This is a genomic window from Proteus hauseri ATCC 700826 (assembly GCF_001654965.1).
Classification (GTDB): domain Bacteria; phylum Pseudomonadota; class Gammaproteobacteria; order Enterobacterales; family Enterobacteriaceae; genus Proteus; species Proteus hauseri.
This window is the reverse complement of record NZ_LXEV01000003.1, coordinates 32,323-48,681: the sequence shown is the minus strand read 5'-3', so window position 1 is coordinate 48,681 and position 16,359 is coordinate 32,323. Positions and strand designations below refer to the sequence as shown.

Annotated in this window: 13 protein-coding genes; 9 read left to right on the top strand and 4 right to left on the bottom strand. The window is 38.4% G+C overall.

The annotated features are described in order from the left end of the window. Nucleotides 1–44: 44 nt before the first annotated feature. Nucleotides 45–524, bottom strand: coding sequence for a transcription elongation factor GreB (greB, locus tag M997_RS00580; protein ID WP_064718184.1), 480 nt, complete (start codon nucleotides 522–524; stop codon nucleotides 45–47). Between the two features lie 182 nt (nucleotides 525–706). On the opposite strand from greB, the gene M997_RS00575 reads away from it, so the two are divergent. The 5 genes from M997_RS00575 (at nucleotide 707) to hemN (ending at nucleotide 7,489) form a co-directional block, all read left to right on the top strand. Further along, complete coding sequence (locus M997_RS00575; protein ID WP_064718183.1) at nucleotides 707–3,049, top strand: Tex family protein; 2,343 nt, start codon at nucleotides 707–709, stop codon at nucleotides 3,047–3,049. A 484-nt stretch (nucleotides 3,050–3,533) separates the two neighbouring features. Further along, entirely contained in the window at nucleotides 3,534–4,208 is a 675-nt protein-coding gene (locus M997_RS00570) for a CsgG/HfaB family protein (RefSeq protein WP_064718182.1), read from the top strand. Between the two features lie 26 nt (nucleotides 4,209–4,234). Further along, complete coding sequence (locus M997_RS00565) at nucleotides 4,235–4,588, top strand: DUF4810 domain-containing protein (protein ID WP_064718181.1); 354 nt, start codon at nucleotides 4,235–4,237, stop codon at nucleotides 4,586–4,588. Further along, complete coding sequence (locus M997_RS00560; RefSeq protein WP_064718180.1) at nucleotides 4,585–5,241, top strand: DUF799 domain-containing protein; 657 nt, start codon at nucleotides 4,585–4,587, stop codon at nucleotides 5,239–5,241. Before M997_RS00565 ends, M997_RS00560 begins: the two co-directional genes overlap by 4 nt. An 874-nt stretch (nucleotides 5,242–6,115) precedes the next feature. Continuing rightward, nucleotides 6,116–7,489, top strand: coding sequence for an oxygen-independent coproporphyrinogen III oxidase (gene hemN, locus M997_RS00555; protein WP_064718179.1), 1,374 nt, complete (start codon nucleotides 6,116–6,118; stop codon nucleotides 7,487–7,489). 19 nt (nucleotides 7,490–7,508) lie between these two features. Here hemN and glnG read toward each other — a convergent pair whose 3' ends face one another. The 3 genes from glnG to glnA form a co-directional block, all read right to left on the bottom strand. Next, entirely contained in the window at nucleotides 7,509–8,930 is a 1,422-nt protein-coding gene (gene glnG / locus M997_RS00550) for a nitrogen regulation protein NR(I) (RefSeq protein WP_064718178.1), read from the bottom strand. A gap of 10 nt (nucleotides 8,931–8,940) precedes the next feature. Then, the gene (gene glnL, locus M997_RS00545) at nucleotides 8,941–9,987 is read right to left on the bottom strand and encodes a nitrogen regulation protein NR(II) (RefSeq protein WP_064718177.1); all 1,047 of its coding nucleotides are present in this window, start codon (nucleotides 9,985–9,987) and stop codon (nucleotides 8,941–8,943) included. Nucleotides 9,988–10,172: 185 nt separating this feature from the next. Further along, the gene (gene glnA / locus M997_RS00540; protein WP_064718176.1) at nucleotides 10,173–11,582 is read right to left on the bottom strand and encodes a glutamate--ammonia ligase; all 1,410 of its coding nucleotides are present in this window, start codon (nucleotides 11,580–11,582) and stop codon (nucleotides 10,173–10,175) included. A gap of 358 nt (nucleotides 11,583–11,940) precedes the next feature. Here glnA and typA point away from each other — a divergent pair, with 358 nt between their 5' ends. From typA to fabY, 4 genes are all read left to right on the top strand, one after another. Continuing rightward, the gene (gene typA / locus M997_RS00535) at nucleotides 11,941–13,776 is read left to right on the top strand and encodes a ribosome-dependent GTPase TypA (RefSeq protein WP_064718175.1); all 1,836 of its coding nucleotides are present in this window, start codon (nucleotides 11,941–11,943) and stop codon (nucleotides 13,774–13,776) included. Nucleotides 13,777–14,202: 426 nt separating this feature from the next. Then, the gene (gene yihX / locus M997_RS00530; RefSeq protein ID WP_064718174.1) at nucleotides 14,203–14,820 is read left to right on the top strand and encodes a glucose-1-phosphatase; all 618 of its coding nucleotides are present in this window, start codon (nucleotides 14,203–14,205) and stop codon (nucleotides 14,818–14,820) included. 83 nt (nucleotides 14,821–14,903) lie between these two features. After that, the gene (gene dtd / locus M997_RS00525) at nucleotides 14,904–15,341 is read left to right on the top strand and encodes a D-aminoacyl-tRNA deacylase (RefSeq protein ID WP_064718173.1); all 438 of its coding nucleotides are present in this window, start codon (nucleotides 14,904–14,906) and stop codon (nucleotides 15,339–15,341) included. A 34-nt stretch (nucleotides 15,342–15,375) separates the two neighbouring features. After that, on the top strand, nucleotides 15,376–16,290 hold the full coding sequence (gene fabY / locus M997_RS00520) for a fatty acid biosynthesis protein FabY (protein ID WP_064718172.1): 915 nt from the start codon (nucleotides 15,376–15,378) through the stop codon (nucleotides 16,288–16,290). Nucleotides 16,291–16,359: the final 69 nt, after the last annotated feature.

Here is a 16,359-nt window from a genome sequence, read left to right as displayed (position 1 = left end):
TTGTCTTGCCATTAATTTAAAGACAAAACAACTTTTTATTTATCTTATTCCGAATGATATTTGATAGATAATATGTGGTAGTTAACCTCACCACCCGGTGTTTGAACACTAATTTCGTCATCAACCTTTTTACCAATAAGTGCTCTGGCAACGGGAGAATCAATTGAAATCCACTGTTTTGACGGATCAAACTCGTCAGGCCCTACTAGTCTAAAGGTTTTGACGTTCTCGTCATCATCTTCAAGGGTTACCCAGGCACCAAAATAGACTTTGCCTTCTTGGCGAGGATCTGGGTCAACAATTTTCAGCTCATCAAGACGTTTAGATAAAAAACGAACCCGTCTATCTATTTCACGTAGTCGCTTTTTTCCATAAATATATTCAGCATTTTCTGAACGGTCACCTTGTGCCGCTGCTTCTGAAACGGATTGTGTGACTATCGGGCGCTCTACTTTCCAAAGATATTTTAGCTCTTTGTCTAAAGCATGCCAGCCATCACGGGTAATATAGTTACTTTTTGCCATTACAGATAAAAATTATCATCAACATTGAATTTTATAAAGATACTATAGCGTGAATGATAAAATAATCTGTTATTTTCCTCATAATTGTTGAGGTTGATTTGCAATAAGCAGAATTTTTCTGGTGTTCAGCGTGTATAATAGCCATCTTTTTTAACCACTCCTCTCGGTAGGTAAAATATATTATGAATGAATCATTAAGCCGAATTATTGCTCAAGAGCTGACAGTTAAGCCTCAGCAAGTACTTTCGGCCATTACGTTACTGGATGAAGGGAATACGGTGCCGTTTATTGCCCGTTACCGAAAAGAGGTGACGGAAGGGTTAGATGACACTCAGCTACGTCAATTGGAAACCCGCCTGAGTTACTTACGGGAACTCAATGATCGTCGCCAAACTATTTTAAAATCGATTGAAGAACAGGGTAAATTAACACCAGAATTATTATCTTCAATCAATGAGACCCAAAGTAAAACTGAACTTGAAGATCTCTATCTTCCTTATAAACCTAAAAGACGCACCCGTGGGCAAATCGCGATAGAAAATGGTTTAGAGCCATTAGCCGATTTATTGTGGAATGAACCACAAAACTCGCCAGAAGAAGCGGCTAGCGCTTATATAGATGCAGAGAAAGGGATTAATGATACAAAATCAGCCCTTGATGGTGCGCGTTATATTTTAATGGAACGCTTTGCTGAAGATGCTGGATTATTGGCAAAAGTACGTCAATATTTATGGAAAAATGCACATCTTGTGGCCAAAGTGATTGATGGGAAAGAAGCGGAAGGCGCTAAATTTAGTGATTATTTTGATCATCATGAGCCTATTGCTAATGTACCTTCTCATCGCGCATTAGCTATGTTTCGCGGTCGTAATGAAGGCATTCTTCAATTATCACTTAATCCAGACCCTCAATTTGAAGAAGCGCCAAAAGAGAGCTATGGCGAGCAACTCATTACAGAGCACTTAGGTCTACGTTTAAATAACCAACCTGCTGATAGCTGGCGTAAAGCCGTTGTTAGTTGGACTTGGCGTATTAAAGTATTAATGCATATCGAAACGGAGCTTATGGGGCAGTTGCGTGAAAAGGCAGAAGAAGAAGCAATTAATGTTTTTGCCCGTAATTTAAATGATTTATTAATGGCGGCACCTGCTGGAATGCGCACAACCATGGGACTTGATCCTGGTTTGCGTACTGGGGTAAAAGTTGCGGTGGTTGATAACACCGGTAAACTTATTGCAATTGATACAATTTATCCTCATACAGGACAAACTGATAAAGCAGCGGCAAGTGTTGCAGCACTGTGTATAAAGCATAATGTGGAACTTGTTGCGATAGGAAATGGTACAGCATCTCGTGAAACAGAACGTTTCTTTGCTGAAACAGTAAAACGTTACCCTGAGATAAAAGCGCAAAAAGTGATTGTTAGCGAAGCGGGTGCTTCTGTTTATTCTGCATCTGAACTTGCGGCTAATGAATTTCCTGATTTAGATGTATCAATTCGTGGTGCAGTTTCTATTGCTCGCCGTTTACAAGATCCGTTAGCTGAATTAGTTAAAATTGATCCTAAATCTATTGGTGTGGGTCAATACCAGCATGATGTTAGCCAAACCCTGTTAGCAAGAAAGCTTGATACTGTGGTTGAGGACTGTGTTAATGGCGTTGGTGTTGATTTAAATACGGCATCAGTACCGCTATTAACCAGAGTTGCAGGTCTTAGCCAATCTATTGCACAAAATATTATTAATTGGCGCGATGAAAATGGCCGTTTTGTCGATAGAAAACAGCTATTAAAAGTAGCACGTTTAGGACCAAAAGCGTTTGAACAATGTGCTGGTTTTTTACGTATTCGTGATGGTAAAAATCCGCTTGATGCTTCTACTGTTCACCCAGAAACCTATCCTGTAGTAGAAAATATTCTGCAAGCAACGAATCAAAAAATAGCTGACCTGATGGGAAATAGCACGCTATTAGCACAAGTTAATGCGAGAGATTTTATTACTGAGCAATTTGGTCTTCCGACGATTAATGACATCTTAAAAGAGTTAGCAAAACCAGGCCGCGACCCTCGCCCTGAGTTTAAAACTGCAACTTTTGCAGAGGGTGTTGAAACGATGAATGACCTTGTTAGTGGAATGATCCTTGAAGGAACAGTGACTAACGTCACTAATTTTGGTGCATTTGTGGATATTGGTGTTCACCAAGATGGCTTAGTTCATATTTCATCTTTAGCAGATAGATTTATTGAAGATCCTCATACGGTAGTAAAAACCGGCGATATCGTCAAAGTAAAAGTACTCGAAGTTGATTTAGCGCGTAAGCGTATTGCTTTAACGATGCGTTTAGATGAAGTTGCTGCTGATAGTCATAGCCGTGCTACACCAAGTACAGTAAAAGCAGATAACTCAAAAAGCAAAGGACAAAAGCCAGCGAGAAGTAGTCGTTCATCAATAAATAATACAGGTAGTAATTCAGGCAATAGCGCAATGAGCGATGCATTAGCTGCTGCATTTGGCAAAAAACGCTAATAATGTTTATTATTAATTGCGCGATAATTTTTTTCTGAAATCAAATATAAAGAGAGGAGGAATAATTTATTATTTCTCCTTTTTTATTTTTGTTTTTAAGATTATTGAAAAGAAGAATGAGGCAATGCATGTAGAAAGAATATGAATTATCTTATAAGGATATTCTTACTCTTAATTATTAAAACCAGCGTTAAAATAAAACTGACTTAAGGTATATTTTCAAGATAATAAAGAGTATGATTTTCGCTTTATCCTATATTTATTTGTTATTGTTTTTCTATTCCTTTAGCTATTTCCTCTGTTATACAATGTCATTATATTATTGTTATCTGGCTTATTTAACCTTATAACTTTTAGGGTTATAGCTTTTATGTTAAATAATATTAAAAAACAGAAAGTATCATCGTTATCTATTTTGCTTTTTATACCAATAAATAAAAAGTATGTATTTAGATCTCCACTTCATCTTTACTAGGTCATTAAAATGAAACTAAAACAGTTATCTCTAGGTGTGATTGTCATTTCAGCAACATTACTTGCTGGGTGTGCATCGGAATCATCACGTTCTTTAGAAGTCGCTAAAGTTGCAACTTATAATACAACTTATGCGGGGCCTAAAAGCGCTATTTCAATTGGTAAGTTTGATAACCGTTCAAGTTATATGAATGGTATTTTTTCGGATGGTGTTGATCGATTAGGTAATCAATCCAAAACGATTTTAATGACTCATTTACAACAGACTGGCCGCTTTAATGTATTAGATCGCGCTAACTTGTCTGAGTTAAAAGAAGAAGCAGGAATTAAAGGTCAAACCCAACAATTAAAAGGTGCGACTTACGTTATTACGGGTGATGTTACTGAGTTTGGTCGTAAAGAAGTGGGTGACCGTCAATTATTCGGTATTTTAGGTCGTGGAAAAACCCAAGTAGCCTATGCAAAAGTCAATTTAAACGTGGTTAATGTTCACACTTCAGAAGTTGTTTTCTCTTCCCAAGGTGCGGGTGAATATGAGTTATCTAACCGTGAAATCATCGGTTTTGGTGGAACAGCAAGCTATGACTCAACATTAAACGGTAAAGTGCTCGATTTAGCTATCCGTGAAGCAGTAAATAATCTTGTTGCAGGAATTGAAAGTAATGCTTGGCAGCCGTCTAAGTAACGCTTAATTTTATAAGGATATAGAAAATGTCAAAATCATTGATAAGTCTTGCTGTGGGCGTGTTGCTACTAACAGGTTGTACTAGTGCTCCAAAACCACTTTATAACTGGGATAGTTATCAAAGTGTTGTGTATCAGTACTATCAACAAAGTGAAAGCGACCCCCAATCTCAGATTGATGCGTTGAAGAAAAGTATTGAGCTTTCTCGTGCTAAATCATTGGGTATCCCACCGGGATTACATGCACATTTAGGTATGTTATATGGGGCTACAGGTGCATTAGATTTAGCGATGGCAGAGTTTAATGAAGAGAAAACGCTTTACCCTGAATCTGCAGCGTTTATGGATCGCCTGATGAAAAACAAAGGAATGCAAAAATGAGACGCTTGTTAACCTTGATGTGTGTGGTATTTGCTTTTGTATTGACCGGTTGTGCTGAACCCGTGAAAACGGACTACAGTGCATTTAAACAGAGTAAGCCAAAAAGTATTTTAGTTTTATTGCCACAAAATCACACGCCAGAAGTTGATGCTGGGCATAGCTTCCTATCTCAAGTGACTTATCCTTTAGCGGAAGCAGGTTACTACGTTTTCCCTGTTGCGGTTGTAGAAGAGACATTTAAGCACAATGGGTTATCCACAGCCGGTGATATCCAAGCCGTCAGCCCTAATAAGTTACGTGAAATTTTTGGTGCTGATGCCGTGTTATATTTAGATATCACTGAATATGGTACGACTTATCAAATTATTTCTAGTGATACTCGAGTCACTGTTGGCGCTAAATTAGTTGATTTGCGCAATGGTGAATTGCTTTGGAGTGGTACTGCAACGGCTTCAAGTACAGAAAATGATTCTTCATCAAGCAGCTTAGTGGGAATGTTAGTCTCTGCGGTTGTGAATCAAGTCGTGAATACAGTAGCAGATAAAAGCCATCAAATTGCAGGAATAACGAGTGTTCGTTTACTTTCTGCTGGTGGCGCGAATGGCATTTTATACGGGCCACGTTCTCCTAACTATGGTAAAGATGCTAAGTAAATTTTCGTTATAAAAGTATCATTCAAAGGGCCTCGATTATATTATTAAAATAAACGAGGTCTTTTTTATAAGTAAACAATAATTATTCTTATTACTGGTTATTAAATAATAGAGAATTTCTAAAATATCAAAATAAAAGAGAATATTTTTTTGATTTTAAAAATATAAAAGTATAAAAGGAATTAAATAGGCATTGCTATGAAAAGATAAACCATCCTTGGTTGCTTGTCCGTATCCTTCCGTGGTTAATAATCCTTAATCGGGTATAAAAGAGACTGATCAAATAAGAGGTATATAAAAAAGAATAAGATAAGGTATGGGGGATGCTATCTTTCCATGTAATATAGCGACCTTTATTCTTTAAATGATTCTCGAATTTAAATCAAAACACGACTTAACTGGATATTAATCAATGTTTGAATCTAGAGTATGTAATATTATAAATGAGGTAAAGGTATAATTGTTACTATTATTACAATCATCGGATTATGAGAGAATAAAAGAATAATAAAATTAAGATAACGATATAATGAATTAATTTAAATCGTATTTTGAGTAATTTCTTTTTAAAAAGTCGGCGTAAAAATAGTCATAAGAAATTATCTAATTAGAATAAACGACTAACATATTGAATAAACTTAATTTATTAACAAATTTTTTTAAAAAATAAGATTATTTTATTATAATGTGATTTATGTCACATCCAGTGAGTGCGTTGATTAGCATCGCTATAAAAAGAGAGATACCTTTGTTTTTATCAGATCTTTCTTTCATATTCAGCCAATCATTTATTGGTTACACTACTATTTCAGATGTTAATAATATCTGTTTGCTGGTATGACACACCAGCAGTTCACTTTTGGAAGGTAGAGGCATGTCAGAGCAAACAATTATTTGGGATCTTGACCTGATCCATAAGTATAACTATTCAGGTCCTCGCTACACATCATATCCAACAGCACTGGAATTTAATCAACAATACGGTGATGCTGATTTTATTAAAGCGACTCAACGTTATCCTGAGCGCCCGTTATCACTCTATATTCATATTCCTTTCTGCCATAAGCTGTGCTACTTCTGTGGTTGCAATAAAATCATTACTCGGCATAAACATAAAGCAGATGAATATCTTGATGTGCTAGAAAAAGAAATAATTAATAGAGCAACTTATTTTCAAGATAGATGTGTAACCCAAATGCATTGGGGTGGTGGAACGCCTACATTCCTTGATAAAAAACAGATCAGCCGATTAGTTGCTTTATTACGTAAGTATTTTCATTTTGTAGAAGATGCTGAGCTTTCGATAGAAATAGATCCACGTGAGATTGAATTAGATGTTATCGATCATTTACGTAATGAAGGTTTCAATCGCTTAAGCATGGGTGTGCAAGATTTCAATAAAGAAGTACAGCAAAAAGTTAATCGTGAACAAGACGAAGCTTTTATTTTTTCGCTTATTGAACGAGCTCGCGAAGTTGGATTTCATTCAACCAGTATCGATTTAATTTATGGTTTACCAAAGCAAACTAAAGAGAGTTTCGCTTTTACACTAAAACGCGTTATTGAGTTATCGCCAGACCGTTTAAGTGTGTTCAATTATGCACACCTACCCAATTTATTTGCAGCCCAACGAAAAATAAAAGATGAAGACCTTCCTTTAGCAGAAGAAAAACTCGATATTTTGCAAGAAACTATTTCAACATTGACGACAAATGGCTATCAATTTATCGGGATGGATCACTTTGCTAAACCTGATGATGAACTGGCTATTGCTCAACGTAACGGTATTTTACATCGAAATTTTCAAGGGTATACCACTCATGAAGAGTGCGATTTATTAGGTATGGGTGTTTCCGCGATTAGTATGTTAGGCGATAACTATGCGCAGAATGAAAAAGTTCTAAAGGACTATTATGCGCGTGTGAATAATGAAGGAAATGCCTTATGGCGTGGACTTTCTTTAACTAACGATGATTGTATTCGCCGTGATGTTATTAAAACACTTATTTGTAATTTTAGTCTCCATTTTATGGAGATTGAAAAATCTTATAATATTGTTTTCAAAGATTATTTTAAAGAAGATTTAGAATTGCTTGTACCAATGGAAAACGATGGTTTAATCGAAATTACAAATAGTCATATTCAAGTTACGCCAAGAGGACGTTTACTGATTCGCAATATTTGTATGTGCTTTGATACTTATTTGCGTAATCAAATGCGTCAGCGTCAATTTTCGCGCGTGATCTAATTCATTAAGGTATGGAGGGTTAATAATCCTCTATACCCAATTCTTTAAGTTTGCGTGTTAGCGTATTTCTACCCCAACCTAACAGCCGCGCTGCGTCTTGTTTATGGCCTTGTGTATAAGCAAGGGCGCTTAATAATAGCGTGCGTTCAAATTGTGGCAGTGCATCATTAAGAATATTTTCTTTGCCTTCACCTAAAGCTTCATCTGCCCATAAAGAGAGATGCTGCGACCAATGTTGAGATGTAAGCCGATTAATATTTTTTGCTTTCTCATCTGCTAAACGGATCTCAGACGGTAAATCTTGTGGCATGATTTCTTGGCTTGCAGTCATAACCGTCAGCCAACGACACACATTTTCGAGTTGTCTTACGTTTCCAGACCAAACGTATTCCATCATGGTTTTTAAGCTTTGTTCATGCAGAGATTTGGTTTCAACACCCAGCTCTTTTGCCGTTTTTTGCAGAAAGTAGCGCGCTAAACTAGGAATATCTTCTGTTCTATCGCGAAGAGGTGGTAATTGGATACGAATCACATTTAGGCGATGGTAGAGATCTTCACGAAAATCGCCTTCATTCACTCGTTTTTCTAAATCCTGATGGGTTGCTGCAATAATTCGGACATCCACTTTAACAGGGGCATAGCCTCCAACTCGATAAAATTGCCCTTCAGCCAATACGCGTAATAAACGAGTTTGGATATCTAATGGCATATCACCAATTTCATCCAGAAAAAGAGAACCACCATTGGCTTGTTCAAAACGGCCTTGGCGTACTTGAGAAGCACCAGTAAACGCACCTTTTTCATGACCAAAGAGTTCAGATTCAATTAAATCTTTGGGGATCGCTGCCATATTTAGGGCAATAAAAGGAGCCAAAGCACGAGGGCTATGACGATGCAGTGCGTGAGCAACAAGCTCTTTACCTGTACCCGATTCTCCATTAATTAGCACACTAATAGATGAGCGAGAAAGTCGACCGATAATACGATAAACTTCTTGCATTGCAGGGGCTTCGCCAATCATATCAGAAACAGATTGAAGTATATTTTCAGCATTATTCGGCTGCTTTTGCTCTCGATAGTGTGTGATTGCTCTCTCTATTAGTGCAAGCGTTTCATCGATATCAAAAGGTTTTGGTAAGTAATCAAAAGCACCTTGTTGATAAGCATTCACTGCGGCATCAAGATCAGAATGTGCAGTCATAATAATAACGGGCAGTGTAGGATATTGTTCTTTTATTATTTTAAGTAGAGATAAACCATCCATATCAGGCATACGAATGTCTGATAATAATACATCAGGCTGTTCGCTATTTAGCGCCTTGAGTACATCGTTAGCATGTTCAAAAGCACGACATAACATACCTTCTCGTGTAATTGCGCGTTCAAGAACCCAGCGAATTGAGCTGTCATCATCAACAACCCATACATTTCCTTTTTGCATTGGTTATCTCCTATTTTATTGGCAGGTAAATAGAAAATTCGGTATTACCCGGCCAACTAGTAAATTCAATTTTACCTGCGTGCTGATCAACTAAATTACGAGCGATAGATAATCCTAAGCCATTTCCGTCTTCTCTTCCGCTTACCATTGGATAGAAAAGGGTATCTTGTAAATGTGGGGGAATACCGCTTCCGGTATCTATCACATCGATGCGTGCAACAAGTCTGTGACGCTCACCATGTAGCGTGATTTGAAACGCGGTGCGAGTACGTAAAATTATCGTCCCGCCTGTTTTTTCAACCGCTTGTAAGGCATTACGCGTAATATTGAGTAGGACTTGTTCTATTTGATCCGGGTAATGAGAAAGTTCAGGTAAGCTTGGGTCGTAATCTTTTAATAATGTGACATTTTCTGGGCATTCCAATGAAATTAATTGGGCTACACGCTCAACAACATGATGAATGCTTTGATGTGTTTTTTTACCAGGGTGCTGAGGGCCTAACAGTCTATCAACCAGTGTACGCAAACGGTCTGCTTGTTCGATAATGACTTGTGTATATTCCGTCAGCGCGGGATCAGGTAACGATTTTGCCAGTAATTGTGCGGCACCTCGCAATCCCCCTAGCGGGTTTTTAATTTCATGTGCCAGTCCCCGAACCAATTCCCTTGCAGCTATTTGCTGGGCTTGTTGGATCTGCTCTTGGCTTAACCGACGTTGACTATCCATAGGCGCCAGTTCCAGCAAAATATGTTGCTCGGAAATAGGTTGGGCACTGAGCGACATAGTGTGTGATTGGTTATGAATAACCAAAATCACTTCGTTATCAGTGAAACTTTGTCCGTTTGCTAAGGTTTCTTGCATAAGTTCAGCATCAAATGAATGATAACTAAACAAATCGGTAAAAGGTGTTTCAAATAATTTGCGACGGCTTTGTGCCAAAACTTGTAACGCAGCGTGGTTTGCATAACAAATAATGAATTCTTGATTGATAACCAGCACTGAATGGATTAAAGAGTCTAAAATCAGTGTGTTATCAGGTAAGTTTGCCGTTTCCATATTGAATACCCCATTGCACCATTTTAGTGCATCTTACCTTTTTTTTTATAAATGAACAGATGCGTAAGCGAACTGACCGACTCCTTAAGTGGGAGAAAAGTGCCCATCCGAAGATGGGCAAAATAGCTTCACGGCAACAAAAAATCATTATCTACAGCAATGCATTAAATGTAATGCAAAAAAGTTTAAGCGCTGTAATACATTTCAAATTCAAGAGGATGTGGTGCCATACGAACACGCTGAACGTCAGTACGTAAAAGCGCTAAATAGGCATCAATTGAGTCATTAGTGAATACACCACCATGAGTTAAGAATTCACGGTCTGCATCTAATGCATTCAGTGCTTCTTCTAATGAACCCGCTACTGTTGGGATCTCTTTTGCTTCTTCTGGCGGTAAGTCATAGAGGTTTTTATCCATAGCATCACCTGGGTGAATTTTATTGGTAATGCCATCAAGACCGGCCATTAACTGAGCAGCAAAAGCAAGATAAGGGTTCGCGAGTGGATCTGGGAAACGTACTTCAATACGACGCGCTTTCATGCTGGCAACAACTGGGATACGAATAGACGCTGAGCGGTTACGTGCAGAGTAAGCCAGCATAACAGGCGCTTCAAAACCCGGAACTAAGCGTTTGTATGAGTTGGTTGTCGGGTTGGTAAACGCATTTAATGCGCGAGCATGTTTGATAATGCCGCCAATGTAGTACAGCGCCATTTCAGATAATCCGCCGTATTTGTCACCCGCAAATAGATTGGTTCCATTTTTAGACAGTGACATATGGCAGTGCATACCTGAACCGTTATCACCCACGAGTGGTTTTGGCATAAAGGTCGCCGTTTTGCCAAATACGTGAGCAACGTTTTGTACTACGTATTTATAAATTTGGGTTTCATCTGCTTTTTTGGTCATGGTATTAAAACGTGTTGCGACTTCGTTTTGACCTGCCGTTGCGACTTCGTGGTGATGAGCTTCAACCACTAATCCCATCTCTTCCATAATGTTACACATGGTAGAGCGAATATCTTGAGATGAATCAACGGGTGGTAATGGGAAATAACCCCCTTTTACCATAGGACGATGGCCTTTGTTACCATCTTCATATTTGGTATTAGTGTTCCATGCTGCTTCAATGTCATTGATAGCGTATGACGCGCCTGAAATATCATTTTTAAAACGAATATCATCAAATAAGAAGAATTCAGGTTCTGGCCCAAATAAAACAGTGTCGGCGATACCGCTTGATTTTAGGTAATCTTCAGCTCGTTTTGAGATTGAACGAGGGTCGCGATCATAACCTTGCATTGTGCCTGGTTCTAATACATCACAACGAATAATCAGTGTTGGATCTTGAAAAAATGGGTCAAGCATTGCTGTAGAAGCATCAGGCATCAGTACCATGTCTGATTCGTTAATGCCTTTCCAACCGCCAATAGAAGATCCATCGAACATTTTTCCTTCTTCAAAGAAATCATCGTTAACCTGATGGGCAGGAATAGTCAGATGTTGTTCTTTGCCGCGGGTATCAGTAAAACGTAAGTCAATATATCTAACTTTATGTTCTTCAATCATGGATAATACATGTTCAAGGGACATATAAACTCTCCTGGCGAGTGGTTTTATTTAGTGCAGTGGCCTTACACATTTTTTGGTGAATTTTTTGCTCACCAAAATACTATTGCGAAAACCATGCCAACTTATATAAAAAGGGATATATACTGTATTCATGAAGTTTAGTGTAGAATACCTCATGTGATTTTTTAATTATTGCACAATACTGGTGCAAATTAAGCCTAATTGAGTGCACTATTTTGGTGCAATCATGTAATGCCACTAAATTCTGAGGCGTGAAAAGGATCACAATTCAATTAATTGCATATTGTTAAGCAATCATTATTGTGATCTTGTTTAGTCTCTCGTCTAAAGCGTGTACAATAACGCGCTTATTTCTACAATGCCTGAGGCAAATTTTGTGATCGAAAACTTGCGTAATATCGCCATCATCGCCCACGTTGACCATGGTAAAACTACTATCGTCGATAAATTACTACAGCAGTCCGGTACGTTCGGTGAACGTGAGACGCTGGCTGAGCGCGTGATGGATTCAAATGATCTCGAAAGAGAGCGCGGAATTACTATTCTTGCGAAAAATACAGCGATTAAATGGAATGACTATCGTATCAATATCGTAGATACCCCAGGACACGCCGATTTCGGTGGTGAGGTAGAACGTGTTATGTCTATGGTAGACTGCGTTCTATTGCTGGTTGACGCGATGGATGGCCCAATGCCACAAACTCGTTTTGTGACACAAAAAGCGTTTGCTAACAACTTAAAACCTATTGTTGTTATCAATAAAGTTGACCGCCCTGGTGCGCGTCCAGACTGGGTTGTTGATCAGGTATTTGACCTGTTCGTTAACCTTGGTGCGACCGACGAACAACTTGATTTCCCTATCATTTATGCATCTGCATTAAATGGTATTGCGGGAACAGATTATAATGACATGGCTGAAGATATGACTCCGTTATATGAAGCTATTGTCAAATATGTAGAGCCACCGAAAGTGGATCTGGATGGTACATTCCAGATGCAAATTTCTCAGTTGGACTACAACAACTATATGGGCGTTATCGGTATCGGCCGTATTAAGCGTGGTAAGGTTAAACCTAACCAACAAGTCACTATCATTGATAGTGAAGGTAAAACCCGTAACGGTAAAGTCGGTAAAGTGTTAGGTCATCTTGGCTTAGAGCGTATCGAAGTTGAAGTTGCTGAAGCAGGCGATATCATCGCAATTACTGGTTTAGGTGAACTGAATATTTCAGATACTATTTGTGAAACAGGTGCTGTTGAAGCGCTGCCTGCATTAGCCGTTGATGAACCAACAGTTAGCATGTATTTCTGTGTTAACACCTCACCTTTCTGTGGTCGTGAAGGTAAATTCGTAACTTCTCGTCAGATTTTAGATCGTCTGAAGAAAGAGTTAGTTCATAACGTTGCACTACGCGTAGAAGAAACTGAAGATCCAGATGCATTCCGTGTATCAGGTCGTGGTGAGCTTCACCTGTCAGTTCTGATTGAAAATATGCGTCGTGAAGGTTTCGAATTAGGTGTATCTCGCCCTAAAGTTATTTTCCGTGATATCGACGGTCGTAAACAAGAGCCTTTTGAACAAGTTACTATCGACATTGAAGAACAGCACCAAGGTGATGTGATGCAAGCGATGGGTGAACGTAAAGGCGAAATGCGTGATATGCAACCAGATGGTAAAGGTCGTGTACGTTTAGACTACATTATCCCTAGCCGTGGTCTGATTGGTTTCCGTACTGAATTTATGACGATGACATCAGGTACTGGTTTACTGTATGCAACATTCAGTCATTATGATGATGTTCGTCCAGGTGAAATTGGTCGCCGTAATAATGGTGTTATGATCTCTAATGGTCAAGGTAAAGCCGTTGCTTACGCTCTGTATAGCTTACAAGATCGTGGTAAATTATTTGTTACTCATGGTGCCGAAGTTTATGAAGGCCAAGTCATTGGTATTCATACTCGTTCTAATGACTTAACAGTAAACTGCTTAACAGGTAAGAAACTGACCAATATGCGTGCTTCTGGTACGGATGAGGCGACAACGCTGACTCCGCACCTGAAACAAACATTAGAGCAAGCGTTAGAATTTATTGATGACGATGAGTTAGTTGAAGTTACTCCGCAGTCTATCCGTCTGCGTAAACGTTATCTGTCTGAAAATGATCGTCGTCGCGCTTACCGTAGCAAAGACTAATTGATTGTTTTAGACAACATAATTCTTAGGGCGCGTTAGCGCCCTGAGTTCTTTATGTGATAAGACGAATGCGGTGGAAAATAATCACCACCGCATAAGTTTTCTTATATATTGTTCTTTCTCTATATATTGTTCTTTTCCTACTTTTTATCTCTTTTTCGTCTCTTCCTTTTTATTGCCAATTTATTTTCTTTTATTAACTTTTAACTTAAGTGTTATTTTATCGCTGTCTATTATCAGTGATGGAGAACAACATTTATTTTGAAATAATTGTGCATCTCATATTGTTTTTCCTATATCACTGTTCTGGTTTTATGTTTTACAAAAAAATTAAGAGCGATTCTTGTACTTTTTTATTGTTTAAGCCTGTTCAGTAAGATGATTTATGATTAAAGTAAAACGAGTTTTCTACAATGGAGAGGATTTATGCTTTATATCTTTGATATGGGTAATGTGATTATTGATATCGATTTTAATCGGGTATTCGCGGTATGGGGTAAGCTCAGTGGTGTTCCATTAGCAAACATAAAAAGTAATTTTACTGCGGGAGAAACCTTTAAATTACACGAACGCGGCAATATTACCGATATAGAATTTGCTGAAGCAATTAGTTCAGAATTAGGTATTAGCTTAAGCTTTGAACAATTTGCTGAGGGATGGCACGCCATTTTTGTTGCACTACGCCCAGAAGTTATTGATATAATGAATAAATTAAGAGAGCAAGGACATCGGGTTGTAGTACTATCAAATACTAATCGATTACATCAAGACTACTGGCCTCAACATTATCCTGAAATTGCAGCCTCTGCTGATTTCCTTTATTTATCTCAAGATCTTGGCATGAGAAAACCTGATCCTGAAATTTACAAATACGTTTTACAATCTGAAGACGTTGACGCTCAAGATGCCGTTTTCTTTGATGATATAAAAGAAAATGTTGATGCGGCAATCGCTGTAGGGATGAAAGGCGTACATGTCATTGATAAACACACAGTAGTAGACTACTTCAAAGATCATGATTTTACCCTTTCGGTGGAAGAATAATGATATCGTAAGGATAACAATAGATTGAAATTGTTATCCTTTTTTATTGGTTTATTTTTTCATGTATTTATCAGGAAGAGAGCATGATTGCGTTAATTCAGCGAGTCACACAAGCAAAAGTAGATATTGGCGGTGAAACCGTCGGGGCGATTAATCAAGGTTTGTTAGTTTTATTGGGTGTTGAAAAAGAAGACAACGAGCAAAAAGCGAAAAGATTATGTGAGAAAGTGTGTGGCTACCGTATATTCAGTGACGAAAATGACAAAATGAATCTGAATGTACAGCAAGCAGGCGGCGGCTTATTGGTTGTCTCTCAATTTACCCTTGCGGCAGAAACACAAAAAGGTATGCGTCCCGGTTTTTCTAATGGAGCCCCTCCTGAATTAGCTGAAAAGCTTTATCATTATTTTATTAAACAGTGTCAGCAACAAGGTTTAGAAACACAAACAGGGCAATTTGCTGCGGATATGCAAATTACTCTAACAAATGATGGCCCCGTGACATTCTGGCTACAGGTTTAATTTTAACGACAGTCATGTGAGAAGGAGCACAGATATGTACCATTTACGAACCCCAAAAACAGAGGCTGAATTCGCAGCCTATTACTCTTTTCGCTGGGAAATGCTTCGTAAACCATTACATCAGCCTGAAGGCTCCGAAAAAGATGGCTATGACACCATTGCGCATCACCAAATGGTTGTTGATGAAGAGGGGCAACCTGTTGCGATAGGGCGACTTTATATTAATGCTGATAATGAAGGTGCTATTCGTTTTATGGCAGTACGAACGGATGCACAAGGCAAAGGATTAGGCACGCTTGTTGCTATGGCATTGGAGTCTTTAGCACGACAAGAAGGCGTAAAACGGATTGTATGTAGTGCACGAGAAGAATCTGTCAGTTTTTTTCAAAAGTTAGGGTATGAGAATTGTGGATTAGTGACTGGGCCACAGACAACGCCCATTAAACATTACTTTATGAAAAAAAGTATTGAGTCTTTAGATGATATTTTACACCGGCCAGATTGGTGTGCTGAATTACAAAAACAGTGGCATCAGCATATTCCATTAAGTGAAAAAATGGGATTACGTATTACGCAATACACAGGAACCCGTTTTTACACCACCATTCCTGAGGCTGGAAATCAAAACCCGCACCATACTATTTTTGCTGGAAGCCAATTTTCTTTAGCAACCTTAACAGGCTGGGGACTTATTTGGTTATTGATGCAAGAACATAAACTTCAAGGCGATATTGTGCTGGTGGATGCGCATATTCGTTATCGAAAACCAGTCTCTGGGCGTCCTGCGGCTATTGCAGATATGGAAAACTTAAGCGGTGATTTAGGGCGATTAGCAAAAGGCAGTAAAGCGAGAATTAAGTTGGATGTTGATATTTGTGGTGATGAAGGTGTTGGCGCGGTATTTAGTGGTACTTATCTTGTTTTGCCGTCATTAAATAAGCAGTGCTAGTCATATCACACATTAATGAATTGAAATTAAATTACTTTTTTATCTATTAACCTCCTTTTTTTACTCTTA